Annotated in this window: 27 protein-coding genes and 1 pseudogene; 20 read left to right on the top strand and 8 right to left on the bottom strand. The window is 63.5% G+C overall.

What is annotated here, in order from left to right:
- The 6 genes and pseudogenes from JAO74_RS17815 to JAO74_RS17790 form a co-directional block, all read left to right on the top strand.
- Positions 1-162, top strand: a pseudogene (locus tag JAO74_RS17815) (hypothetical protein); the annotation flags it as partial.
- 16 nt (positions 163-178) lie between these two features.
- A complete protein-coding gene (locus JAO74_RS17810) occupies positions 179-436 on the top strand; it encodes a hypothetical protein (RefSeq protein ID WP_332908848.1) in 258 nt (85 codons plus the stop codon).
- Between the two features lie 275 nt (positions 437-711).
- Positions 712-1,137: a helix-turn-helix domain-containing protein gene (locus JAO74_RS17805; RefSeq protein WP_199041436.1), complete on the top strand. Its 426-nt coding sequence runs from the start codon at positions 712-714 to the stop codon at positions 1,135-1,137.
- A gap of 30 nt (positions 1,138-1,167) precedes the next feature.
- Positions 1,168-1,506 (top strand): hypothetical protein, encoded by a 339-nt coding sequence (locus JAO74_RS17800; protein ID WP_199041433.1) that lies wholly within the window; start codon positions 1,168-1,170, stop codon positions 1,504-1,506.
- Positions 1,507-1,726: 220 nt separating this feature from the next.
- Positions 1,727-2,035: a hypothetical protein gene (locus JAO74_RS18940; protein ID WP_233151174.1), complete on the top strand. Its 309-nt coding sequence runs from the start codon at positions 1,727-1,729 to the stop codon at positions 2,033-2,035.
- Positions 1,996-2,463: a MarR family transcriptional regulator gene (locus JAO74_RS17790; RefSeq protein WP_199041427.1), complete on the top strand. Its 468-nt coding sequence runs from the start codon at positions 1,996-1,998 to the stop codon at positions 2,461-2,463. The genes JAO74_RS18940 and JAO74_RS17790 overlap by 40 nt, the downstream gene beginning before the upstream one ends.
- Positions 2,464-2,494: 31 nt before the next feature.
- Here JAO74_RS17790 and JAO74_RS17785 read toward each other — a convergent pair whose 3' ends face one another.
- Both JAO74_RS17785 and JAO74_RS17780 read right to left on the bottom strand, forming a co-directional pair.
- Positions 2,495-3,040: a thermonuclease family protein gene (locus JAO74_RS17785; protein ID WP_199041424.1), complete on the bottom strand. Its 546-nt coding sequence runs from the start codon at positions 3,038-3,040 to the stop codon at positions 2,495-2,497.
- Between the two features lie 22 nt (positions 3,041-3,062).
- Positions 3,063-3,914, bottom strand: coding sequence for a DUF7146 domain-containing protein (locus tag JAO74_RS17780; RefSeq protein ID WP_199041421.1), 852 nt, complete (start codon positions 3,912-3,914; stop codon positions 3,063-3,065).
- 315 nt (positions 3,915-4,229) lie between these two features.
- Here JAO74_RS17780 and JAO74_RS17775 point away from each other — a divergent pair, with 315 nt between their 5' ends.
- Genes JAO74_RS17775 through JAO74_RS17710 form a run of 14 tightly spaced genes read left to right on the top strand, consistent with a single transcriptional unit; the run spans position 4,230 to position 17,498 of the window.
- Positions 4,230-4,916, top strand: coding sequence for a lytic transglycosylase domain-containing protein (locus JAO74_RS17775; RefSeq protein WP_199041418.1), 687 nt, complete (start codon positions 4,230-4,232; stop codon positions 4,914-4,916).
- A gap of 15 nt (positions 4,917-4,931) precedes the next feature.
- Positions 4,932-5,276 (top strand): TrbC/VirB2 family protein, encoded by a 345-nt coding sequence (locus JAO74_RS17770; RefSeq protein ID WP_199041415.1) that lies wholly within the window; start codon positions 4,932-4,934, stop codon positions 5,274-5,276.
- Entirely contained in the window at positions 5,276-5,620 is a 345-nt protein-coding gene (locus JAO74_RS17765) for a type IV secretion system protein VirB3 (RefSeq protein WP_199041412.1), read from the top strand. Before JAO74_RS17770 ends, JAO74_RS17765 begins: the two co-directional genes overlap by 1 nt.
- The gene (locus JAO74_RS17760; RefSeq protein WP_199041410.1) at positions 5,613-7,997 is read left to right on the top strand and encodes a VirB4 family type IV secretion/conjugal transfer ATPase; all 2,385 of its coding nucleotides are present in this window, start codon (positions 5,613-5,615) and stop codon (positions 7,995-7,997) included. Before JAO74_RS17765 ends, JAO74_RS17760 begins: the two co-directional genes overlap by 8 nt.
- A gap of 12 nt (positions 7,998-8,009) precedes the next feature.
- Positions 8,010-8,723 carry a type IV secretion system protein gene (locus JAO74_RS17755; protein WP_199041407.1) on the top strand — a complete coding sequence of 238 codons (714 nt, stop codon included), beginning with the start codon at positions 8,010-8,012 and terminating at the stop codon, positions 8,721-8,723.
- Between the two features lie 17 nt (positions 8,724-8,740).
- Positions 8,741-9,031, top strand: coding sequence for an EexN family lipoprotein (locus JAO74_RS17750; protein ID WP_233151173.1), 291 nt, complete (start codon positions 8,741-8,743; stop codon positions 9,029-9,031).
- 2 nt (positions 9,032-9,033) lie between these two features.
- Positions 9,034-10,098: a TrbL/VirB6 family protein gene (locus JAO74_RS17745; RefSeq protein ID WP_199041401.1), complete on the top strand. Its 1,065-nt coding sequence runs from the start codon at positions 9,034-9,036 to the stop codon at positions 10,096-10,098.
- 28 nt (positions 10,099-10,126) lie between these two features.
- Complete coding sequence (locus JAO74_RS17740) at positions 10,127-10,456, top strand: hypothetical protein (protein ID WP_199041398.1); 330 nt, start codon at positions 10,127-10,129, stop codon at positions 10,454-10,456.
- 3 nt (positions 10,457-10,459) lie between these two features.
- Positions 10,460-11,251, top strand: a complete 792-nt coding sequence (locus JAO74_RS17735) for a VirB8 family type IV secretion system protein (RefSeq protein WP_199041395.1) — start codon at positions 10,460-10,462, stop codon at positions 11,249-11,251.
- Positions 11,248-12,111, top strand: a complete 864-nt coding sequence (gene virB9, locus JAO74_RS17730; protein WP_199041392.1) for a P-type conjugative transfer protein VirB9 — start codon at positions 11,248-11,250, stop codon at positions 12,109-12,111. Before JAO74_RS17735 ends, virB9 begins: the two co-directional genes overlap by 4 nt.
- Positions 12,108-13,319, top strand: coding sequence for a type IV secretion system protein VirB10 (gene virB10 / locus JAO74_RS17725; RefSeq protein WP_199041389.1), 1,212 nt, complete (start codon positions 12,108-12,110; stop codon positions 13,317-13,319). The genes virB9 and virB10 overlap by 4 nt, the downstream gene beginning before the upstream one ends.
- Positions 13,320-13,322: 3 nt before the next feature.
- A complete protein-coding gene (gene virB11, locus JAO74_RS17720; RefSeq protein WP_199041386.1) occupies positions 13,323-14,330 on the top strand; it encodes a P-type DNA transfer ATPase VirB11 in 1,008 nt (335 codons plus the stop codon).
- Complete coding sequence (locus JAO74_RS17715; RefSeq protein WP_416194322.1) at positions 14,296-16,254, top strand: type IV secretory system conjugative DNA transfer family protein; 1,959 nt, start codon at positions 14,296-14,298, stop codon at positions 16,252-16,254. Before virB11 ends, JAO74_RS17715 begins: the two co-directional genes overlap by 35 nt.
- An 11-nt stretch (positions 16,255-16,265) precedes the next feature.
- Positions 16,266-17,498: an LPD7 domain-containing protein gene (locus JAO74_RS17710; protein ID WP_199041383.1), complete on the top strand. Its 1,233-nt coding sequence runs from the start codon at positions 16,266-16,268 to the stop codon at positions 17,496-17,498.
- 197 nt (positions 17,499-17,695) lie between these two features.
- Here JAO74_RS17710 and JAO74_RS17705 read toward each other — a convergent pair whose 3' ends face one another.
- From JAO74_RS17705 to JAO74_RS17680, 6 genes are all read right to left on the bottom strand, one after another.
- Positions 17,696-18,634 carry a relaxase/mobilization nuclease domain-containing protein gene (locus JAO74_RS17705; protein ID WP_199041380.1) on the bottom strand — a complete coding sequence of 313 codons (939 nt, stop codon included), beginning with the start codon at positions 18,632-18,634 and terminating at the stop codon, positions 17,696-17,698.
- Positions 18,635-18,780: 146 nt separating this feature from the next.
- A complete protein-coding gene (locus JAO74_RS17700) occupies positions 18,781-19,320 on the bottom strand; it encodes a plasmid mobilization relaxosome protein MobC (protein ID WP_199041378.1) in 540 nt (179 codons plus the stop codon).
- A 231-nt stretch (positions 19,321-19,551) separates the two neighbouring features.
- Positions 19,552-20,559 (bottom strand): ParB/RepB/Spo0J family partition protein, encoded by a 1,008-nt coding sequence (locus JAO74_RS17695; protein WP_199041375.1) that lies wholly within the window; start codon positions 20,557-20,559, stop codon positions 19,552-19,554.
- Positions 20,556-21,371, bottom strand: coding sequence for a ParA family protein (locus tag JAO74_RS17690; protein ID WP_199041373.1), 816 nt, complete (start codon positions 21,369-21,371; stop codon positions 20,556-20,558). The genes JAO74_RS17695 and JAO74_RS17690 overlap by 4 nt, the downstream gene beginning before the upstream one ends.
- 13 nt (positions 21,372-21,384) lie before the next feature.
- Positions 21,385-21,663, bottom strand: a complete 279-nt coding sequence (locus JAO74_RS17685; RefSeq protein ID WP_199041370.1) for a hypothetical protein — start codon at positions 21,661-21,663, stop codon at positions 21,385-21,387.
- Positions 21,660-22,229 (bottom strand): recombinase family protein, encoded by a 570-nt coding sequence (locus JAO74_RS17680; RefSeq protein ID WP_199041367.1) that lies wholly within the window; start codon positions 22,227-22,229, stop codon positions 21,660-21,662. Before JAO74_RS17680 ends, JAO74_RS17685 begins: the two co-directional genes overlap by 4 nt.
- Positions 22,230-22,310 lie beyond the last annotated feature (81 nt).

Below are 22,310 nucleotides of genomic sequence, written 5' to 3'. Positions count from 1 at the left end.
ATGAAGGTCGCGATCGTCGGCGCCGGCTTCACCCCGGCCGAGGCGGACCAGCTGCGCCGGGCCATGGCGACCTTCAAATTCACAGGCGGCGTCTCGCATTTCAGCGCGAAGCTGATCGAGGGCATGGTCGAGCGCGGCTATCCCCGCGAGTTCGCCGAGCGCAAGGCATCAGCGTGTCGTGATCGCGCTGTCCGTACATATCCTGCGCGCCGGCGTCTCGCGTTGCTCGGACGCGCGCGTCGATGGCGTCGAGGTGCGGCTGGCGTTGCGGTGCCTGTTACAGCATTGCCCGGAACGCTGGCCGCTGGAACTATATTGGGATGCAGCGGCGCAGGAGAATGATATCGGCCGGGCGCAGGGGGTCACGACAGCGTTCAACGGGATTGTGCGCCAACTACGGAATGTTGGACGGTACGAAGACGTACCGTTATTGTGATCGACGTGACGGAAATTCCGACTCTGGCAGCAGTGCTACAGTGCCTACAACCAAGTGTAACCGTGAGATGATTTAACATAACCAATGTTATCGGACTAAGGTTTTGTAGAGCCCGGATAGAAATGACACCGTTCCGCTAGATAGAGATGACATTCTCGGCTCCTGGCGGTTGCGCCAATCCGGTATACCGTCGCAATTAGGTCCCTTCCGGCCTCTATCCGGCCATGAAGCCGCCTGTTAGCGGACCTTCAAAGTATACGTGCGACAGGTGACGGATGACGAGTGAACGATTCACGCTGCTGAGCGAGCGGCAGCGCGAGTATCTCCGGTACGTGTTTCAGCACAAGAAATCGGGTGAGATCGCCTATCTGACCGGGGCGAGCTCCCGTGCCGTCGATAAGCAGTTGCTCCTGGCAAAAGACATCATCGGCGCAACGTCACGTTTCGAAGCTGCCCGCCTCTTCGCGGAGTATGAGGCAGGGGTAGAAGAGTTCTACCCTGTAAGCATTGCACCTTCCCGCCGCCCCTTTTGGCCGCTTCCTATGCCGGTGCCGACCAAGGGCGAACCGACGAACACGCTGACGTGGAAGCAAATACTGGCATGGGGCGCGATCATCGCGATCGTCGCTCCTGCCGGCATCACGCTCGCCGCAACTGTGCTCATCGCCCTAACGCTCTTGCTCGGCATCAATCCAGGATAGGGCGCTGTGGCGCCCAGCATGAGGACGCCGATGCCCAGCCTATCAAATACCAGCCAAGTCGTAGCCAATGACCTTCGTCGGGCCGAACGCTCGATCAATGCCGCGGCGCGCGACACTGCGCAGTTCCTCCTCACCACCCTCGACGCGACAGAGACTCACAAGATCTCCCCGGCATTTGCGTACCGCACCGTAAAAGCAACGGTCGATGCCCTTTCGGCGCTTGTGGAGAGCCAGCACCAGATGGCGATGCGTGCTCACCCTTCGATCGAGAAGGCTGGCAAGGCCTTGGGTCTGACCGTTACAAACTGGGGTGTTGGAGATCCGAAGCCAGCTATCGCAAACGACGTTTCACTGCCCGAGATCGCTTGAGACTTGCGCCGGGGAGCGTCCGATATGATCAGACAGAATCATGCATATGCAAATCTTTTTGGCGCTCTTGTACGACGTCGCTCTCATAGGAGTGTGCGGCTGGGCTATCGTTCGCGGAGGTCGACCCGAACGCTGGGGAGCGCTGCTGCTCCTCTCAGCTTCCGCCACCTCGAGCGCGGTGAGGGTCCTCCATCTGAGCACATGGGCTCCAGGCGAGCTAGTGATTATCTCGATCGACTGCGCCGTCATCGCCGGGTTCTACTGGTTGGCAATTACGACCATTCGCTTCTGGCCGATATGGGCGCTGGGGTTTGCGATGGCGAACATCTTCATAGGTGTCGCTGGTTCATTGCTGCCGGCCCTCACGCTGTTTGCGTACACGAGCGGGCTCGGCATCTACGCCTACCTCGCGCTTGGGTCACTTGCCTTAGGCACGTTGCGCCTTCCTCGAGACGCCAGCCCCGCCCTTCGGAACGGGTCTAGGCGGCTGTGGCTGCAGCAGCAGAACGAGAACCAGACGAGGATCTGATCGAACTGGTCGTCCGGCTTCCCCGCGAGACCGTCGAGCGTTCGATTTTGGCGGCACGCAGCGCCGGGGAGGACCGTTCGCGCAGTCGTCTGGCGATCGCAAAGGCGATCCTGAGCGGTCGCCGGCGGCGGGCGCAGATCTTTCATGGTGTTCAGTTTGGCGAGCCAAGCTGGGACATGATCCTCGATCTTTATGCCGCTACAAAAGAAGGTCGACGCATCGACGTGACCAGTCTCTGCATCGCGAGCGCAAGCCCCCGAACAACCGCGCTACGCCATATCGACCAGTTGATCGCCCATGGCAGCATCTCGCGCGTGCCGGATCCGACTGACGCGCGACGCAGCTACGTCGTCATGAACACCGTTATGCGGAAGGCCGTCGAGCTGTGGCTCGACAAGGAAATCGCGGCCCGTGAAATCGGCAAGTGATGTCGCGAGTGTTTGCACGTGCAAACCATGATCAGCGCTGGCATCTTCGTTCATTGACCATCGCACGCCGGTCAGCGAGCGCCGCCATCACCGGATAGTGCGTACCCCAGAGACCCTGTCGAGCGATGGCCGCACCGACCATGCGGCGACGATATGCGCCATCGGAAAACACGCGGTAATCGACCGCCTGACCGTGCGCCACCATCGTCGCCGCAACGTCGGCGCTGTTCCTGTTGAACACGCAAGACATATCAGCCCGGCCATAGCTGGTAGCCGGTGCGCGGCACCGACTGCCGGTGGTCAGCCTCGCGAACAGATCGACACTGCAGGTCATTCCGCCATCCCGGGAGGCAAGGCGACGAAGATGGTGGCCCGAATGCCGGCGCAGCGGCTCGCTGTCCGGCGCGTCGATCCCGATGATCCGGATCGGCATTCCGTCGATCCGGATCGTGTCGCCATCGACAATGACAGGGGCAACCGTCGTGAAACGGGCAATCGCTACGGCGCGCAAGGTGCCCTTACTGGCCCGCAGCGCATAGCCGCTGATCCCCAAGCCCAGGCCCAGGATCAACATCATGACCGTTTGCAAGGCCGGACGCCTACGCACTGCCACGCCGCGCCTGAAGAAAGTCATTCCAGTCTCCGGCGCCGGGTGGAAGTTCGACAGAAAGCGTTATGTCCTGTCGCGCGAAGTTCTGCCGAGCGCGATCGATCGCCGCTTCGGCGGCGAGCCCCGGTTGGGAATAGATCGTCACTGACCGCACGGCCGGCGGAAACTCTATCCAGCAATAGCGCTCGATACCCGCTGCCGCCCAACACGGGACGTTGCGCAGTATCGTAACGGAAAGTGCATCCTCAATCCCTTCCGCCAAGCCCATGTGGCTCGCGGGGGCCGATAGGCGGATCGCAGCCCGACCGAGCTTGCCGAGCGCGCGCTTGGCCTTCCCCACGGGCGCCTTGCCACCCGTCGATGGATCGAGAAACGTGCGCTGGATGCTGACGAAGCCGGCATTGTCATGCGCAGCGGCAATCATCGCTGGCCATTGGCTCTTCGCGGTGCCGGTGCCCAGCTGCGCGACTGGCACAAAGCGGAGCGCGGGTGGCAGAGCGATATCGATCGCCCGGCTCGAAAGGTAGCGGGCCGCCAGAGTCCGCCCAGCCGGTTCGGAAGAACGCCAGACGTCGAGCGCCAGTGCTCGGTAATCTTGGCGGACAACGGGAACGTATGCCATCTCGCGGGGCGCATCGAGATTCTCGGCACGGATCGCTGCAAGGATCTCCTCGTTCGGGCAGCCGGCGAAGCAGTGAAACAAGATGGCCTTGCGCCCGAGGCGAACAGAAAGGCTCGGGGTGCCGTCGGCATGGACGGGGCAATGGCAAAACCCATGGTCGCCGTGCCACGTGCCGCCGAAATGCGAGACGATCCGTGCTGCGTGATCACTGGCAAGCATCGGCTTAACGCTATCATGCACGGCAAAAGCTGGAAATCCGCTGGCACTTCAGGCTTCAGTGGGACCGCTTGGAGCCAAGCTGCTGTTCTGAATGCCCTTTCTCTAATCAGCAATAGCTTCTGGACACAACCAGCGCTGCTTCCGGACCCTTCCCGCCTCGCATCCCCCGTGTCGTTCCGCCAATTTCGCTGGCCTAAGCCATGGCGGAAGACGGAAAATGGAACGTGTCGGCGTTCAGACGCTCGCAGTCATCACGATCTACCTTTCGATCGCCACGCGCTCGCCTGGACTGCCGGGTCCAACGGCCAGCGGCGCATGATCCTCGACGTCCCAGCGATCACGATCCTCGCACAGGCTTGTGCGCCATCGGTTCATTCCAAGACGATGGCCGCGATCGTGATGACGGAGAGCGGCGGCAACGAGTTGGCGATCAACGTCAACGGTGCTCGTAACCCGCGGCCGGCAGCGAACCTCGCAACAGCCATCCAGACCGCCCGTGCCTATATCGCAGCCGGCTATTCCGTCGATCTCGGACTTGCCCAGATCAACTCGCGCAATCTCGGGCGGCTTGGGCTCACGATCGAACAGATGTTCGTACCCTGCGCCAATCTTGCCGCGTCGGCGCGCATCCTGTCGATGAACTACCGTGCAGCGGGGCGAGCCGGCCACGCGCAGCAGGCGCTGCGCGTGGCGTTCTCGATGTACAACACCGGCCATCCGGTACGCGGCTTCGGCAACGGCTATGTCGCCCGCGTGGAACGTGCCGGTGCCGCGCTGGGCAACTATCAAAGGGTGTCGATCGCAGCCGGTACGCTCAACGAATCGGCCCGCGTGGTCACGACCGTTCCCTCGATGCCGATCCTTCCTGCCGAACGCGCCCCGCGCGCCACGACCGTGTCGGACCCCAGCGAGGGGATGCCTGCGGTCGCGCCGGCATTGTGGAACGTGTTCGCGCTCCCGGCGGATCGTCGCGTCGTCCTTTTCCAGTCCGATCCCCTATAAAGCGAGGAAGCTCCCATGCCCACGACCCTGCTGCTCAGCGCGTGGAAAACACGAACTCCTGCCCAGACCCGCATGCTGCTCCAAGGCCTGGCCGTGCTGGTCGTCTTGCTGGTCTCAAGCCTGATCGCTGATCCCGCCGCTGCACAGGCCGCAGGGGGCGGCCTCAACTCGCTGGCGACCAACGTGCTGGGCATCCTGCAGAACGGGTTCGTGCGCACGGTGGCAGTGATCGCGGTCATCATCGTCGGCCTTGGATGGCTGACCGGACGCGTGAACTTCACCACCCTGATTGCGGTGGTGGTCGGCATCTTCATCATCTTCAGTGCCGAATGGCTGGTCGACCAGGTCACGGGCGGCTGATGACAACCGACCGCGAAATGTTGGAACGCGACGCGCTGTTTCTCGGGCTGACGCGCCCGGCGCTGTTCGCCGGCGTGCCACTGGAAGCGGCGGTTCCGATCATGATGGCCGGCGCGATCACGATGATCGTCGCTGGCAATCCGCTCTACGCCATTGCGGTCGCGGGCGGGGCCTATTTCGCGGCGCGCATGGTGGTGCGGCACGATCCGAACACGTTCCGCCTGCTCTTCTTGTGGACCCAGACCAAGGCACGAAGCCGCAACCGCGTCTTCTGGGGCGGATCCAGCTATTCGCCCCTTCCGCTGAAAGGCCTGCGTCGCAAGGGCTTTGGTCGGCATGACTGACGCAAGGGTGCGAGCACCAATTCCGTTCAAGGTCGCCAAGCGCGAAGAGGATCCCAAGCGCTTCCTTCCCTATGCCCGCCATGTCGACGAGCATGTCGTCGCTCTCGACAATCGCGATCTGATGATCACGTTCGAACTGGACGGGCGGGCGTTCGAAACCGCCGACACGCGCGATCTCAACGACTGGCATACCAAGCTTAACGGTGTCTGGCGGAACCTGCAGGACCCGAGGCTTTCGGTCTGGGTCCACCTCGTCCGCTCCGAAGCGCATGACTATCCCGGCGGGCAATTTTGCTCCCGCTTCGCCCGCGAACTCGACGACGCGTACCGCGGACTGATCGGTACGAAGCGCCTGTACCTCAATCGCTTTTTCGTGACCCTGCTGATCCGTCCGGACCTTGGGCCGGCGGGCAAGCTGTCGTCGCTGATGCGGCGTATGTCGAAGGCCAGCGGGACATTGGAAGTCGATGACGACGCGCTTGAGATCCTGCAGGACAAGGCCGGCGACTTCGAGAAGCTGATCCAGCGGTGCGCGCCGCGCCGGCTGGGCACTTATGACTACCGCGGCCTGACATTCTCCGAGCCGCTGGAGGTGCTGCAGCTCGTCATGACCGGTCGGTATCGCCGGGTGCCACTGATCCGCGGGCACCTTGGCAACGCCCTCTACACCTTCCGCGCGATCTTCGATTCCGAGACGCTCGAGTTGCGCGATGCCGACCAGAGCGCATTTGGGGGCATGTTCGGGATCCGCGAGTATTCCGCAACGACGGTCACCGGCCAGCTAGGCGCACTGCTCAACGTCGATTTCCCGTTTACCGCGACCCAGTCGTTCACCTTCATGTCAAAGGCCACCGCTTCCGAACGGTTCAAGCTGAAGCAGCGTCAGATGTTCGTCGCAGAGGACGATGCGGTAAGCCAGGCCGAATTGCTGAGCGACGCTGCCGACGATCTGCTGTCGAACCGCTTCGTGCTGGGCACGCACCATTTCACGCTTGCGGTCTATGCCCCAACCCGCAAACGGCTTCGCGACAATCTCTCGATAGCGCGCGCAGCGCTGGCCGATGCCGGCCTGGTCGCCGCCCGGGAGGGCGCAGCGCTCGAGGCGAGCTACTGGTCGCAGTTGACCGGGAACTTCCCGTGGCGGGCGCGCCCGGCCGCGATCACCTCGCGCAATTTCTGCGCGCTGGCACCGTTCCACACCTATCCAGCCGGGCACATGGCAGGAAACCAATGGGGAGATGCGATCGCGCTCCTCAAGACGAGCGCCTCCTCGCCCTATTATTTCAACTTCCATGTCGGCGACCTTGGTCACACCCTGATCATCGGGCCTTCGGGTGCCGGCAAGACGGTCCTCCTGAACTTCCTGATGGCGCAGGCCGAGAAGACGGGGGCACGCCAGATCTTCATCGACAAGGACCGCGGTGCCGAAATCTTTGTTCGCGCCTCGGGCGGCACCTACCTCACGCTGCAGGACGGCCGGCCGACCGGGTTCGCGCCGTTCCGGGCACTCGACGATACCGAGGGCAACCGGGCGTTTCTGGCAGCCTTTGTCCGCCAGCTCGTCCGTCGCGATGAGGAGCCGCTGAGCGTCGACGATGACCGGCGCATCGATGAAGGCGTCGCGGCGATCATGCGTCTGCCGGTTGCGCAGCGTTCGCTCGGAGCGCTTCGTCCACTGCTGGGCCAGCGTGCCGAAGGCGGCATCGGTGCCCGCCTCGAGCGCTGGATCCAGGGCGGACCGCTCGGCTGGGTATTCGACAATCCCGGCGATGAGCTTTCAATGGATGCCCGCTTCCTCGGCTTCGACATGACCGACTTCCTCGACAACGGGGAGGTCCGGACGCCGATCATGATGTACATGTTCAACCGGATCGACGCGCTGCTCACCGGCGAGCGGATGATAATCTCGATCGACGAATTCTGGCGCGCGCTCGACGACCCGGTGTTTCGCGCCTTCGCCAAAGACGGGCTGAAGACCTATCGGAAGCGCAATGCGCTGCTCGTCTTCGCGACGCAAAGCCCTGCGGATGCGCTGAACTCCGAGATTGCCCGCACCATCATTGAACAGGTCGCGACGCGGATCATGCTGCCCAACGCCTATGGGGCGGAGAACGACTATGTCGAAGGGCTCGGTCTTACGCAGGCCGAGTACCGGATGATCCGGGAAGAACTGTCTTCCCAGAGCCGACGCTTCCTCGTGAAGCAGAACCATGACTCGGTCGTCCTTGAGCTCGACCTTGCCGGTCTCGACGATGCGCTGGCGGTGTTGTCAGGCCGGACCGAGACGATCGCGGTGATGATGCGTGCCATCGCTGAAGCCGGTCCCGACCCGGACGACTGGTTGCCCATCTTCCACCGCGCGCGCCGCCCGAGCTGAAAGGTCATAAATATGCGAACCATCCTCCTGACTACCGTCACGCTGGTGCTGTGGGCCGCGCCTGCAAGCGCGCAGCTGACCGTCATCGACCCGGCCGCGATCGCCAAGCAGATCGAGCAGATCCGGCAGACCGTGAAGATGATCGAGCAAGGGCGGGAGCAGATCGAGGAGGCGCAGCGCCTCTATAACGACCTCAACAAGCTGACCGACATTCCGAACGTCGCCAGCCAGCTCGGCAAGGACGGCCTGCGGGCAATCGGGGTCACCGACAGCCTGACCGACCTCAGTTCCGGCCGAGCGTCGAGTAGGAGTAGCGCCATCGGCCAGAAGGCACAGGCTTATTACCAGCGGTTCCTGCGCCCTTCCAACAGTGGCACTGCGACCACGCCCGCCGAGCACGCCTACCGCGATGCGATGGAGGCGACCGGCAACAGGATCGCGACATCGGCCGCAGTGGCCGACATCACCGGTGAAGCCGTGCAATCGCGGGCGGCAGGCCTTAGCGAACTACAGGCCCGGTTAGGCACGGCGACGACCGCCAAGGAGGTCCAGGACCTCCAAGCGCGGATCGCCCTTGAACAGGCGCAGGCGAGCAACGACGACACGCGGCTTCGGGCGCTCGAAATGACGCAGCGGGTAGCAGCCGCCACCCGAGCGCAGGCGCGAACCGATGCCGGTCGTGCCGCGCGCCAGCGCGATGCCGACTTCCTGGGTGGCAGGCGATGAAATGCTCGCCCCTTGGCATGATGAGAGTTACCGTCGCCGGGGCCGCTGCGCTGGTCTCGGCTGCGTGTAGCGAGCAGGTCCAGAGCACCGAATATTACTATGACCACCGCGACGAACTGGCGGCACTTGGGCAACGGTGTCTGAAGGAAACAACCCCGGCCGAACTGGTCAACCCCGTCACGCACCTCCAGCAGAATTGTTACAACGGCGCGCTCGCGGACGCCCGCATCACGCGCGAGCGACGGGCGGCCAATCGGCGATCTGCAAGCGGACGCGATGCTGACGCGCTTTCGGCACGGGCGCGATAGGCATGGCGGCACCCGCCTTCGACTATGACGGGCAATTGTTCTCGACGATGTTCGCCGGGTTCAAGGAACCGATCGATGCGATCTTCGGCTCAGGCTATGGCGCGATGATTGGCTATATCCGCGGACCGCTGGCGCTCGGCCTGACCATCTATATCGGCTTGGTCGGGTACGCGGTTATCCGGGGCGCAGTCCAGTATCCGGCACGCGAACTCCTGTACCGGATGTTCGCCCTGTCGATGTTGTGGTTCCTCGTCACCAGCCAGTACGGCACGCTCATCGCCGAGAATTTCTACCGGACAGTCCCGAGCGAGATCTCCACGGCGCTGGGTGGCACCTCGGTCGACAATAGCGGGCAGTTCTTCGACCAGCTCGTCGGGCGCGGTTTCGATGTCGTCAACGAGATGGCCGACAAACAGGATGAGGCCGTCAAACGGCGCGCCGACGAGCGTGCTGCAGCGGGCGACGCAAGCTGGGGCGAAGCGGCCCTCGGCGCGGTCGGCCTCGATTTCAGCATTGAGGACCTGCGCGACAGCATCATTCTGGCGCTCGCGATCATCGTCACGGTGGTGTGCATTCTTCTGTGCGCCTGCGTCGGCTTCACGATGGTGATCTTCGTGCTGTTCGCGCTGGTGATCGTGCTGACCGTCGGACCACTGTTCGTCGCGGCGTTGCTGTTCGATTCGACGCGAGGCTGGTTCATGTCGTGGCTGTCGCAGGTCATCAACTATGTGCTGCTGTTCGTCATCCTGATCCTCGTCGTGACGATGATCCTCACGATCAGTGAGCGCGCGGTCGAGATGGCAGGCGAGCGCGAGACGCCGCTGGCGATGGGACTGGTCGCCAGCGGCTTCTTCCTCGTCGGCGCCTTCATCTTTTTCCAGTTGCCCGCGATTGCATCAGGCCTCGCCGGCGGTGCGGCGTCCGGCGCATCGCAGTTTGCCAGCGCGGTATTCGGCGCGGCCGGCAATCTGGCCCGGGGTGGCAACCCCCTTTCCAACTACCGCGCCGGACGAAGCTTCCGCCGCGGTGCCGGTGACCCCGGCGGCGCCATATCGAGGGGCAAGTGACATGAGGCCAACAACCGCTCGAAGTACCATGCGCTGGGCTCTGCCGATCCTGGTAACAATCTCGGGCTGCTCGACACCAAAGCTCGCCAAGCTCGAGGTTCCGGACGGACGGCACCGGCGACCGGCAAACCTGTATGGCACCGTCCTGCCGAGCGTCGACGCAGTGGCGGGCACCGTCGTCGCGCCCGCCCGTCGGGCACCGACTGTTCCGCCAGACCTGGCCGCACCCACAATGGTGTTCCCGGCGCCTGGACCGGCCACGCCGGCAACACGGCCGGACGCACAGGTGCCCGCGCTCGACACCGCTCCTGACAGCAACACCGACACCAGGGCCCCCACCGATCCGATGGAGAAATAAGCAATGGCTGATGGGGTGTTCGGCAAGGATCTCGCAACATATTTCGACGAGGCCCGATCGTGGGATCAGGAACGGATCAGCGGTGCCATCCGCTCACGGCGTATCGCGTATATCGTTGCAGGGACCGCGTCCGCGATCACGGTCGTATCGATCGGCGCGGTCGCGGCGCTGACACCGCTCAAGACCGTCGCCCCTTATGTCGTAACGGTCGACCGCAACACAGGGTCTGCCGAGGTCACGACCGCGCTGACCGGCCGAGAAAGCGTGCCCTATGAGGAGGCCGTGACGAAGTATTTCGTCGCGCAATATGTTCGCTTTCGTGAAGGCTGGGTGCCGCGGGCGCGGCGCGACTATTTCAATTCGGTCGCGATCATGTCAACCCCGGACGAGCAACGGCGCTGGGCTACCTTCTACCGCAACGACAATCCGCTGAGCCCGCAGGTCGTTTATGCGGAGGCTGGGTCGGTCGGCGTCGAGATGAACGCTATCACGTTCGTCAACGCCAACGTCGCGCAGGTAAGGTTCGTCAAGGAGATCGTCCTAGGCACGAGCGTGACCAGGACGAGCTGGATCGCAACGATGACGTTCGACTATTCGCGCGCGCCGCTGTCCGAGAGTGACCGGTTGATGAATCCGCTGGGCTTCCAGGTCAGCACATACCGCGCGGATCCGGAAGTCACGCAGGCACCGGTCACGGCGCCCGTGAAGCCCTCCCCCGTCGCAATCCCCGCGCCGTTGGTGCCGACCGGTACGAAGCAAACCGCGCAACCCGCAATAGGTGAGGTCGGACGATGAACCTCCTGTCGCGATCGGCTCTCCTTGCATCGATCGTCGTTTCGACGGTTGCTGTTGCCAACGATATCCCGACCAGCGGCCGCCACGATGCGCGCGTCCGGTTCGCCGATTATCACCCGGACGAGGTTTTTCACATCACTGGCGTCTACCGGTCGGCGACCCAGATCGTCTTCGCGCCGAACGAACGGATCGCGCATGTGGCGCTCGGCGACACGATCTCATGGGAGGTCGCGCCAGCCGAAAACATGCTGTTCCTCAAACCGCGCGAGTTCGCCGGCCCCACCAACCTGATCGTGACCACGCGAACCGGGGAAGGTCTGCGCAGCTACACGTTCGAACTCGTCGCGCGCCGCGGCATGATCGGCCCGCGCGCAGCGGATACCTATTTTCAGGTCAGGTTCCGCTATCCAGCCGACGAGGCGGCAGCGGCTCGGCAGGCCGAACGCCAGGCCGCTGCGCAACAGCTCCAGACTGCCGAACGGGCAGCGGTGAAGAGTGCGCTCGATGTCGGAGTCCTCGAGGGCAAGCGAAACCTGGCCTACACGGTGCAAGGCGCGACCGAGCTCCAGCCGAGCGAGGTCAGCGACAACGGCGTCTCGACGGTGATGCGCTTCCCCAACCAACGCGAGCTGCCGACGGTGTACCGGGTGCTGCCCGATGGCAGCGAGGCGATCGTCCCCTTTGATGTCCGAGACGATTTCGTCGTCATCCACGCGCTGTCCAAGGAGTTTCGCCTTCGCCGCGGGCGCCTGGTACTCGCCATCTACAATGAGAACCCGTCCTTTTACGGGCAGGATTACAAGACCGACACCGCGTCGCCGATCGTCGAGCGAACCACCAAAGGGGAGGACGAACGATGAGCCGGATCAGCCAAGGAACGGGAATCGCCAGTGATGCTGTCCCCAATGACGACGAGGTCGTCATCGACCGTGGTGGCGTTGCCACGTCCGGGATTCCCGGCATTGCGACCAACAAAAACCGGCTCTTTGTGGGCGGCAGCCTGATTGCTGCAGCCGCGGTGTTCGGGATTGCGGCTGCGACCGGCATGCTCTCGTCGAACGACAGCAAGGAGAAGCCGGCCCTTCCTGCAACCGAGACCGCTTATCGGGTGAAGGATGACGGTGTCGTGGCACCGCAATTGGCGGACGCGGGCACGGACCCCAATGCCCCGGTCGTACTTACGCCCGACCAGGTGCCGGCGATCGACGGCACCGTCACGCCCGCCGAGCAGTCCGTCCAAACAGGCCAATCGTCGCAGTCGGCACCCAGAAAAAGCGAGGCGCAGGTGCTGCGCGAAGCCGCGCGTCGCTCGACGCTTGTCGCTTATGGTGGCAGCAACGGGGGCTCGGACGGCGCGACGAGTGCGGGCCAAGGTGGTGCTTCAAATCAGGCGTCCAGCACCGACGCCGCGCTGACGCCAACCGCGCTTGATCGTCTCCGCCAGACCTCGAAGATCGCCCGGGTGTCGGCGTCCTCAGTCGGAAACCGGGACCTTGCGCTGCTCGCAGGGGCTGTCCTGCCTTGCGTGTTGCAGACCGCGATGGATTCCAGTCAGCCGGGCTATGCCACCTGCGTCCTTCCCCGTGATGTCTATTCGGACAACGGCCGTGTCATTCTCATGGAAAAGGGCACTCGCGTTCTCGGCGAGTATCAGGGCGGCATCGAACAAGGCCGTTACCGGCTCTTCGTCGTATGGAACCGCGCGATCACGCCGCACGGTGTTGCTGTCGCGCTCGGATCGCCCGCGTCCGATCCACTCGGTCGCTCGGGCCTTCCGGGCGGCGTACAATCCTTTTTCTTGCAGCGCTTCGGTGCCGCACTGCTGTTCTCGGTCGTCGATGCTGCCGGTCAGATTGGTGGCCAAGCGGCGAGTGACGCGATCGGATCGAACAACGGTGTGACTAACATAACCCGGACGCCCTCGCAGGCGTCGCAGACGATCGTTGCCAACAGCCAGCAAATCCGCCCGGTGCTGCGCAAGAACCAGGGCGAGGATGTCAGCATCTTCGTCGCACAGGATTTCGACTTCAGCCACGTCTACGACCTGCGGCTGAAGACAGGCCGATAGCCCGTGTTCACGAGCGACGCGGCCGTCCTGACGCATTGTCTCGCCCCGATCCGCGCGCTGCTCGATGCTGACGGCGTGACTGAGCTCGTCATCAATGGTCCGGGTGGTGATGTCGGGATCGAGGATCGCAACGGGTGGCGCTGGGAGCATGTCGACGGTCTGGACGACGTCCACCTGATGACGCTTGCCACCAGCGCAGCCGCCTGGACCCGGCAGGATATCACGCAACACGCGCCGATCTGCTCGACGGTGTTGCCGACCGGGGAACGGGTTCAAATTCTGATGCCCCCCGCGGTCGAGGCGATCTCGCTGACGATCAGGAAGCCGAGCGGCAACACGCTCAGCCTCGGTGATTTCGAGAGGAGCGGACTGTTTTCGGAGACGATCACCGGTACGACCGCGCTGGGCGCGATCGATCACGAATTGATCGCCCTGCGCGACGCCAGGCAATGGCGTGCGTTCTTCGACCTGGCGGTGCGTGCCCGCAAGAACATCCTCGTGAGCGGCGCTACGGGCTCGGGCAAGACCACGTTCTCGAAGGGTCTTATCCAGTGCATTCCGGCGCACGAACGGATCCTCACGATCGAGGACACCCGCGAACTCGACGTGCCCCACCGCAACAAGGTGCACATGATCTATGCCAAGGATGGCCAGGGTACCGCGCAGATCTCGGCAAAGCATTTGCTAGAGAGCGCGCTCAGGATGCGACCCGACCGCATCCTCCTCCAGGAGCTACGTGACGGCACCGCCTTCTTCTATCTGCGCAACGTCAACTCCGGTCATCCAGGCTCGATTACGACCGTCCATGCGGATTCCGCGCAACTGGCCTTCGAGCAGTTGACGTTGCTCGTGAAGGAAAGCGAAGGCGGACGAGACCTGTCGCGCGACGATATCCGGGCGTTGCTGCGGCTATTGGTCGATATCGTGGTGCAGATGAAGAAGGTCGATGGCCGCTTCCGGATCACGGAGGTGTTCCATGATCCGGCCGGCCGTCACGACCATGGCCTCTAAGGCGGCCATCTGGGTCGGGATCGGGCTCGCTACTATTGGCCTGATTCTTCTGTTCGGCGGGTTCATGGCGTGGACGGGTCTCGGCTTGCCGTTTGCAAGGCTCGATCCCCTGAAACTGCCCGCGTTCTTCTGGTATTATCGCCAAGATCGCCGGGTCATCAAATGGCTGGCGATCGGCATGGGCATCGCAACTATCGTGGTTACCGGGGGCATGATCGCGTTCCTGCGCCGTCCCCGCGCGTTGCACGGCGATGCCCGGTTCGCCCGCGAGACGGAAATCCGACGCGAAGGCATGCGCGATAGCGACGGGATCATCCTTGGGCGCAAACGCGGACGTTACCTGGTCTTCGGCGGGAACGAACATGTCCTGCTCGAGGCCCCGACCCGCAGCGGCAAGGGCATCGGCATCGTCATTCCCAATTTGCTGACCTGGGCGGGGTCGGTGGTCGTCCTCGATATCAAGCGCGAGAATTGGGAGGCTACTGCCGGGTTTCGGCAGGCGCATGGGCAGAAGGTCTTCCTGTTCAATCCGATGGCACGCGATCGCGCAACGGCGCGCTACAACCCGCTCGGGCATATCGATCGCCGCGTGCACGACGATGTCGTGACCGAGTTGCAGAAAATCGCGACCATGCTGTTCCCGGTGCCTGACCGGGCCGACCCTTTCTGGACTCAGGGCGCGATCACGGGCTTTGTCGGCGTCGGCGCCCTGGTTGCGGCAATGGACGCTGTGCCGTTTACGCTCGGCGAGATCTACCGGCAGGTGACGCAGCCGGGAACGCAGGACTATCTGCGCAAGCAGGTCACCGCCCTTGAACAGGATATGGCGCCGGGCGGCGTGCGTGCGATCCACGACTTTATCGGCGGTGCCGAAAATACCGTTTCCGGTCTGAAGCAGACGATCACGTCCCGGCTGAACCTGTGGCTCGATCCCCATGTCGATGCCGCCACGTCTGCCAGCGATTTCGATCTTCGAACGATCCGCGACACGCGCATGTCGATCTATCTTGGCGTGTCACCCGATGAGCTCGAGCGGGTCGCACCGCTCTACAATCTGTTCTTCCAGCAGCTGATCGACCTGAACACGCGTGATCTGCCGGATGGAGGTCGCCACAGTATTTCGGTGCTTGTGCTGCTCGACGAGTTTGCGCGCCTCGGCCGTGCCAACGTCATCGCGAACGGTTTCAGCTTTGTCGCGGGCTACGGCTTCAGGCTCTTGCCGGTGATCCAGTCGCGATCGCAATTGCGCGCCGTCTACGGCAACGACGTCGCCGACGAGATCGTTGCCAATTGCGGCGTTGAGGTTGCCTTCACCCCGAAAGAGTTGAAGGTCGCGAACGAACTGTCCGAACGGATCGGCTTCGTCGGGCAGACCGCGACCACGAAAAGCCGGACCATCCACGGCATGCTCGCGAACCGGTCGATGTCGGAATCCGATCAACGACGCGCGCTGATGCTCCCCCAGGAGCTGATGCAATTGCCACGTGATCGAATGCTGATCCTGCGTGGAGGCATGCCTCCGGTCATGGCGACCAAGATCCGTTATTTCGCGTCCCGCCTGTTTACGCGCCGCCTTCTGCCGGCACCCGTGGTCGCGGCCGCTCCTGCGAACGCCCGGCCTGCTCCGGCAATGAAAGTCGTCGACGCCAGCGAAGACGCGCTCTCACTCCGGACCCTACCCGCATTGGCTGATATCGCACCACCGCAGACATCGCTGTTCGGTGACCTTTCGAAATCAGCGCTCGACACTGGGTTCGACCGTCTGGACACCGCGGTCATCGCCAGCATCGGTATCGAACGTTTCCCGAGCATCTTCGCCCGACGCGCGGCCGACGACGGGGGGACAGTCGCCGTCGAGGCCGCTGCCAACAGTCCCGAGAAAACCAAACGCATCGTGCGCTCGCGCGAGAAGGCCCGCACATGAGGGAAGCAACCATGTCGACCGACCCGAACACATCTGCCTCCGACCACCCTTCTGGACGCGACACTGACAAGGTGACCGAGTCCGGATCGATCACGCCGCCAACCTCGCCGAAGCCCCGAGTGGATGCGGCCGAACTCCCTGAACTTGCCGAAGCGGCATCGCGGAGCCGAGCGACCGCGCCACGCGCCAGCGCCGACAGCAAGCTTCCAGACGAGGGTGCGCCTGCGCAGCCGGCGGATGGCAAAGCTCGGCGGACGTCGACGATCGACGAGTCAGACAGCCTGCCCGCGCATATCCGCTCGCGTTACGTGAAGGTCGGCGATGAGTATTTCCGGAACTCGTCCGAGAAGAACCCGACGTTCAAGGACGGCGGCGCGCGGCTGGTAGGACGTGATGCATCGGTGGCTGGCGAACTGGTCGAGATCGCCGAGCATCGTCAGTGGGATCGCCTGCGCGTCAGCGGCAGCGAGGCGTTTCGACGCGAAGTGTGGAAAGCGGCAATGGCGCGTGGGATAGAGGTCGAGGGCTATTCGCCAACCAAGGTGGAACTCGAGGAAGCGCGGCGACGCGGCGAGGGTTCGATCACCCATATCGATCGGTCACGAGGCCCCTCTCAAAGGGAGGAACGGTCGGGCATAGCCCTTCCCGCACGTCCCGACTTCGATCGCGGGGTCGAGGGCCGCATCCTCGAGATCGGCACGGCTAAGTTCAACGAGAGAGCCAAGCGCGACACGCCGTTTGTCGATCTTGAGACGCCCGATGGGCGGCGCGAACGTGCATGGGGGGTCGGATTGTCGGCCGCGCTGGAGCGATCGGGAAGCCGCGTTGGAGACCATGTCGCGGTGCGTCGTGCCGGGACGGATCCGGTCGAGGTGGACAGCGAAAGGGGTCGCATCCCGGCGGATCGCAACCGGTGGGACATCAAGGGTCTGGACGGGAGGGACCAGACCGGATCAGCTGCGGCGTCGGAGCGGTTCATGCGCCAGTCGCATGCGGAAAATGCGCGCGACCCTGACCTCAAGGCCGCTCAGGGCCATGTCATGCTGGCGCATGTCGCCGCCCGTGCAAGATTTGGTGAAGACCGTGACGCCGTGGACAGGGCAACGACCGCAGCCAAGATCGAGATCGCCGGCAGGCTTTCCCGGGGCGAGAAAACCGAACCTGTACAGGTCAAGGAACGGGTCACCGTCCAGACAGAGCAGTCACGAGAAATCCTGTTTCACAATCGCGAAAGATCCCGGTGATGCCCGTTTCGTCGACCCTGGCCTGACATCATGCCGCCGCTCAGCAACGGCGGTACACCCCCAACAGCTATAGGCGGACATGATGAACAACCCGTTACTGGCTGCGAAGACTGCTGCGTGCGCTACGTGTCCAGCAAGACCTCGAAAGTTTGCATGTGCAAACTTTCGGTCGGCGAAATAGCGGCCCGGCGTGACGGTTACCGATGGCTGGAGCGATCAGGTCCGTCCCGCCGCCGCGGGGGATCCGGTGCGCGCTTAAGCTTCTCGATAGCTGATTTACCGACCGCCATCCGGTACGTGTCGGGGGTAGGAAACGCCGCGACGAAACCGTGGACCTTGGCGGCGAGCGTCCGGTCTTCAGCTTCATCGGATCGCGCCAGCCGATCGGCCGCGCGAGTATAGACCGCTCTCGCGTGTCGCCAATTGCGGCCGCCAGCGATTTCGTCCGGCGTGTGGTGAAAGCTCTTGGTGCCCACGATCACCGAACGGACCTCGTTAAGAACAGCTGCATCGGCGTTGGGAAGCGGGCGCTCGCCAAGCTGGTGCGCCACACGCTGCTTGTAGAGGCTCATTGCCTGCCCCGAGCGCATCTGTCCCCGCGCGCGCCGCGGGGTTGCCTCCGCCTTGACGCCGCGGCTGCGAAGCTCTTGTGCAAAGCTCTCTCGCATCCGCGCAAGATCATCCTTGCGCGGGTTGAAGCGCTGGCCGTTTTCGCCGGCTGCCGCGACAGTCAGGTGTACGTGCGGGCGGCCTGTATCGACATGGAGCGCCATGACAAAGTCATGGATCTCGCCGAACGTCTGCTGCGCGACCGCCCGGGCGGCGTCCTTGACCACCGAGGGCGGCGTCCCTTCGGGCATCGAAAATACGAGTGCCACTGCCGCTACGCGCTGACCGCGCGCGGAATCGGCATCGCTGTCCCATTCCTCGCCAAGCGCGATCATGGCCGCCTTCGTATCGATGAGGTCGCCATCGCGTGTTTCGATCTCCAGTTGCCCGTGCCGGCCGATGTAGGCGAGGTGAGCAGAAGCCGCACCGCCGACATGCTTGCGGCCGGTAACCTTGACCATCACCTCCGGCACCTTGGAAGACAGACGGTCGAGACGGGCGCGTGCTGCGGCCTGCGCGCTGGACATTCGACCAGCTGATCCAGGCCCCCCGCCTGACCGGCCCACCCTGCCAAGTGCATAGGGAACGGCATCGGGGCCCCCTTGCACGCGCCGTGCGCGCTTTGGCCAAGACCAGATGCCGTCGAGTTCGGCAACGTCGAGCGTTGCGAATGTCATGCGGGGACCTGCCAATAGGCATAGTCGGCAAGGAGCGCCGCATCCATCGCGCCAACCTGTTCGGCGACCTCCATTCGCATGTCCAGGAGACGACCGACTTCACGACTGAGGTCGAGCCCGGAGTCTTCCATCATCGCTGCATTCACCGCGCGTGTCGCTTGGTTGAGATTGCGGGCTACGCCGCGCAGCTGGCGTCGGATATCAACCAGCAGGACCCGCCAGCCGAAATCGACGCGCGGGCCAATCCGGATGCGACGGCGCACCAGCAACGAAATCCACCTGGCCGGCGTAACAGCGAGGCCGCGCGCGTGCTCGGCGACGACGGCAGCTTCGCTCGCGCTGAGGTGAATCCGGACCGTGCGATCACGCGGCGGCCCCTCCCCCACCTCAGAATACGCGTCAAAATCATCCGCGATCCGCTTGGCGATCAACTGGCGCAGGAGAGCGCTGCGCCCCCCCTGCCCTGCCGCAATCGCATCGAACCGCGACATGGCCGCAGCATCAAGGCGGATTGAAAAAGTCGCCAGCGTCGTCATCGAGAAAAGCTCGTCCGCCAATCGCAATACAATACGCCTCACAGGCGCTATCCTGCCATCAGACCTAAATCTCCTCTTGAAGTTTGCACATGCAAACTCGGTCCATTTATCGGGTCGATTAGGTCCACCCCCCTCCCCTGCCCTCGATCCGGATTGCCCCGCAACGACGACGAGCGGCTCGACATCGTCGAACCGCTCGCAGAACGATCAGAAGAGACGCGGAAAGAAGGATCAGGGCTGAGGCAACAACGAACCCAGCGACACCTCGCTACCATCATCGAGCCGCACGAGGATCTGCGCGGCGAGATCGGGCTGCGACAAGATCAGCTGTCCAGGGCGACCATCAACGAACACCGTCAGAACCCGAGGTGAGGCTAGGCTGGCATCGAGCTCTGCGGCTTGTCGATCGCCCTTGCCTTTGCCCGTGCCCTCGTTGCGGCTTCTCGGTTCAGCCGGCGCGGCGCTTGTCTTCTCGTCGGAGTTTGCACGTGCAAACTTTTCCGATTGGGTAGCCGTCTCGTCGGCAGCGTTGTCTGGAGCCACGTCGTCCGGGACTGGAGCAGGGGGAGGGGCGGCAATATCGGTCGCCAGGCGCTGCGTGGCAGCCGCGGAAAGGTTGGCACCGTCCGCCTCGATATAGGCCTGCGTCGCCTCGGCATCGATCTTCCAGGCCGACATGAGGTTATAGGCGGAGCGGATCGAAATATGGTCGATGACCGCGGCGATCGGCTGCGGCGCGTCGGTCAACGCAGCATACATTGCGATAACCGACTTCGACCGGCCGAGCCGCTTGGCGATCTCCGCCTGCTTCACCTTGGCCGCCAGCTCCTGCCTGATCGCGTCCAGCAATTCGCTGTTCTTCAGGTTTTCGCGTTGCTCGTTCTCGACGACCTGGTCGAGCGCGCGCCCTTCGCCCTCATCGGCCGTTGCGATGATCGCCGGCACCGCGGCGAGCTTGGCGATCGCCGCAGCCCGCCAGCGCCGCTCGCCATAGCGGATTACATATTTGCCGTCGTCGTTCCTGGGCGACAACACGATGGGCTGGAGAATGCCGCGCGTCTCTATCGACTGGGCCAATTCGTTCAAGGCGGCCTGGTCGAATGACTTTCGTGGGTTGTTCGGGTCGGGCACGATATCGTCGATCGGGACCTGCGCGGCGGTTCCGGCCGGCGTCTCGTCGCGCAGGACCTTCGAGCCGATGTTGCCGAGCTGCCGGGCGAAACCTGTCTTGGCGATCATGCCGCTTTTTCCTTCTGCAGGGTTCTGAGCACCCGCTTCATTGCTTCGTCGAGCACCGCGGTCATCAGGGCGCTCGCGTCGCGTGTATCCTTTGCCAGGCGCCACACGGGCACCGCCTGATCCATGGCCTCGGCGATATGCTGGCGATGCGGGATCGGCGTTGGAAAGAGAAAGTCGCCGGTCTCCCGTTTCAGAGCTTCGAGGTTGGCCGCATGAAGCCGATTGTCCAGCCGGTAGTTGTTCGCGACCAGCCCCAGGAAGTCGATCTTGCGCCCACCACGTCCGCGTTCCTCGACGGTCCGGATCGAGTCCGAAATGCGCTGCAGGCCGTCAAGCGCCAGCTTCTCGATCTGGAGCGGCACGATCAGGTGATCGGTCATCATCAACCCGGCGAAATTGATCCAGCTCCAGCCCGGCGCGGTGTCGATCACGCAGAAATCATAATGTGGAGCGAGCGCGGGGAAGTTGTCGGCAAGGGCCTCGATTGCGTGCTGATAGTCGCTCGTGAACTCGTGCAATGCTTCCGCACCGTCGAAAACATGTGCCGTGCCCTCTACGCCGGTCGGATACTCGAAATCAGGGCGGAACAGCGATTCTATCGAACCGATGACCGAAAAGGGCACTTTCGGCCCCTCGTCGGGACCGTCTTCCGGCTTCTCGTAGCTAGTCAGCGTCGACGTCGCGTTACCCTGCTGGTCGAGGTCGAGAACGACGACACGCTCGCCCCGCTCAGCAAGATACCAGGCGAGATGACAGGCCAGCGTGGTCTTGCCGACGCCGCCTTTCTCGATATTGAGGGTAATCGTTCGCACAGGCCTGCTGCTCCTAACCGTGCTGGTGCCAAGCGTCGCGCCCATGAGGCAGGCGACGGTTCAGCGGCCAGGATTCTTGTTCACGTTCAGCGGAACCACGACGGTCACGCGCGAGCCCAAGCCGACCAATCAGGATTGCGACGAGCAACAGGCCGACGGCGTCCATCATCGTCCGATCCATTGACAGGACAAGGACCGCCATGAGGCTCCAGAACAGGATCTCGCCGATCGTCAGAGCGACCGAGATCACCCTTGTCGCGCCAAGCAGCGTACGTCGCAATCGATCGATCATGATCCGACTCCCTCGTCCTTGAGGCGTTTGTAGATGGCCTGTCGGGTCACACCGAGGCGCTCGGCGACAGCCGCGACCGGAGTCGGAGGATCTCCTTGCAACAACAAGAGGGCCTCCTCCCAGCGCTCGGGCGTGATGCGCGGCGGGCGACCAAGACGCTTGGCGCCACTCGGGGGCACGGCCTGCCCGTCCTCCAGCGCTTGTGCTTCGATGTCGCGCTCAAATGTCGCCAATGCCCCGATCGTGTGGAAGAACGAACGGCCGGCGGGAGTGACCGTCTCGATACCCTCGCGGATCGAGCGGAACGCGACGCCCTTGTCCTGCAGGCTCCGCATCGCCTCGATCAGGCCGCTGAAAGACTGCGCCAGCCGGTCTAGTTGCGACACCACGATCTCATCGCCTGCGGTCGAGGCGTTCAACGCCGCCAACAGTTGCGGTTTGACGGACACGTCGCCGTCGATCGCGCGATCCTCGTAGATCCGTGCACAGCCGACCGCACGCAGCGCTTCGACCTGTGTCGCGAGGCTTCGCTCGTCAGCTCCAACTCGGGCATAGCCGATCAGCACGTTGCTCGGTTTCCTGTAAACTAAGTGTCGCCGCAATTTGTTTACAGCTCGCACACGCGCTCGGCCAGTGCAATCGTCTTC

This window comes from Sphingomonas mollis (assembly GCF_016427505.1).
GTDB lineage: Bacteria > Pseudomonadota > Alphaproteobacteria > Sphingomonadales > Sphingomonadaceae > Sphingomonas > Sphingomonas mollis.
The sequence above is the reverse complement of the archived record's forward strand: the minus strand, read 5'-3'. Positions and strand labels throughout refer to the sequence as shown.

Coding starts and splice junctions, on each gene's coding strand:
- JAO74_RS17805 (WP_199041436.1), top strand. CDS start 712: ATGACGAGTGAACGATTCACGCTGCTGAGCGAGCGGCAGCGCGAGTAT.
- JAO74_RS17800 (WP_199041433.1), top strand. CDS start 1,168: ATGCCCAGCCTATCAAATACCAGCCAAGTCGTAGCCAATGACCTTCGT.
- JAO74_RS17785 (WP_199041424.1), bottom strand. CDS start 3,040: ATGATGTTGATCCTGGGCCTGGGCTTGGGGATCAGCGGCTATGCGCTG.
- JAO74_RS17780 (WP_199041421.1), bottom strand. CDS start 3,914: ATGCTTGCCAGTGATCACGCAGCACGGATCGTCTCGCATTTCGGCGGC.
- JAO74_RS17775 (WP_199041418.1), top strand. CDS start 4,230: ATGATCCTCGACGTCCCAGCGATCACGATCCTCGCACAGGCTTGTGCG.
- JAO74_RS17770 (WP_199041415.1), top strand. CDS start 4,932: ATGCCCACGACCCTGCTGCTCAGCGCGTGGAAAACACGAACTCCTGCC.
- JAO74_RS17765 (WP_199041412.1), top strand. CDS start 5,276: ATGACAACCGACCGCGAAATGTTGGAACGCGACGCGCTGTTTCTCGGG.
- JAO74_RS17760 (WP_199041410.1), top strand. CDS start 5,613: ATGACTGACGCAAGGGTGCGAGCACCAATTCCGTTCAAGGTCGCCAAG.
- JAO74_RS17755 (WP_199041407.1), top strand. CDS start 8,010: ATGCGAACCATCCTCCTGACTACCGTCACGCTGGTGCTGTGGGCCGCG.
- JAO74_RS17750 (WP_233151173.1), top strand. CDS start 8,741: ATGATGAGAGTTACCGTCGCCGGGGCCGCTGCGCTGGTCTCGGCTGCG.
- JAO74_RS17745 (WP_199041401.1), top strand. CDS start 9,034: ATGGCGGCACCCGCCTTCGACTATGACGGGCAATTGTTCTCGACGATG.
- JAO74_RS17740 (WP_199041398.1), top strand. CDS start 10,127: ATGCGCTGGGCTCTGCCGATCCTGGTAACAATCTCGGGCTGCTCGACA.
- JAO74_RS17735 (WP_199041395.1), top strand. CDS start 10,460: ATGGCTGATGGGGTGTTCGGCAAGGATCTCGCAACATATTTCGACGAG.
- virB9 (WP_199041392.1), top strand. CDS start 11,248: ATGAACCTCCTGTCGCGATCGGCTCTCCTTGCATCGATCGTCGTTTCG.
- virB10 (WP_199041389.1), top strand. CDS start 12,108: ATGAGCCGGATCAGCCAAGGAACGGGAATCGCCAGTGATGCTGTCCCC.
- JAO74_RS17715 (WP_416194322.1), top strand. CDS start 14,296: ATGATCCGGCCGGCCGTCACGACCATGGCCTCTAAGGCGGCCATCTGG.
- JAO74_RS17710 (WP_199041383.1), top strand. CDS start 16,266: ATGTCGACCGACCCGAACACATCTGCCTCCGACCACCCTTCTGGACGC.
- JAO74_RS17705 (WP_199041380.1), bottom strand. CDS start 18,634: ATGTCCAGCGCGCAGGCCGCAGCACGCGCCCGTCTCGACCGTCTGTCT.
- JAO74_RS17700 (WP_199041378.1), bottom strand. CDS start 19,320: ATGACGACGCTGGCGACTTTTTCAATCCGCCTTGATGCTGCGGCCATG.
- JAO74_RS17695 (WP_199041375.1), bottom strand. CDS start 20,559: ATGATCGCCAAGACAGGTTTCGCCCGGCAGCTCGGCAACATCGGCTCG.
- JAO74_RS17685 (WP_199041370.1), bottom strand. CDS start 21,663: ATGATCGATCGATTGCGACGTACGCTGCTTGGCGCGACAAGGGTGATC.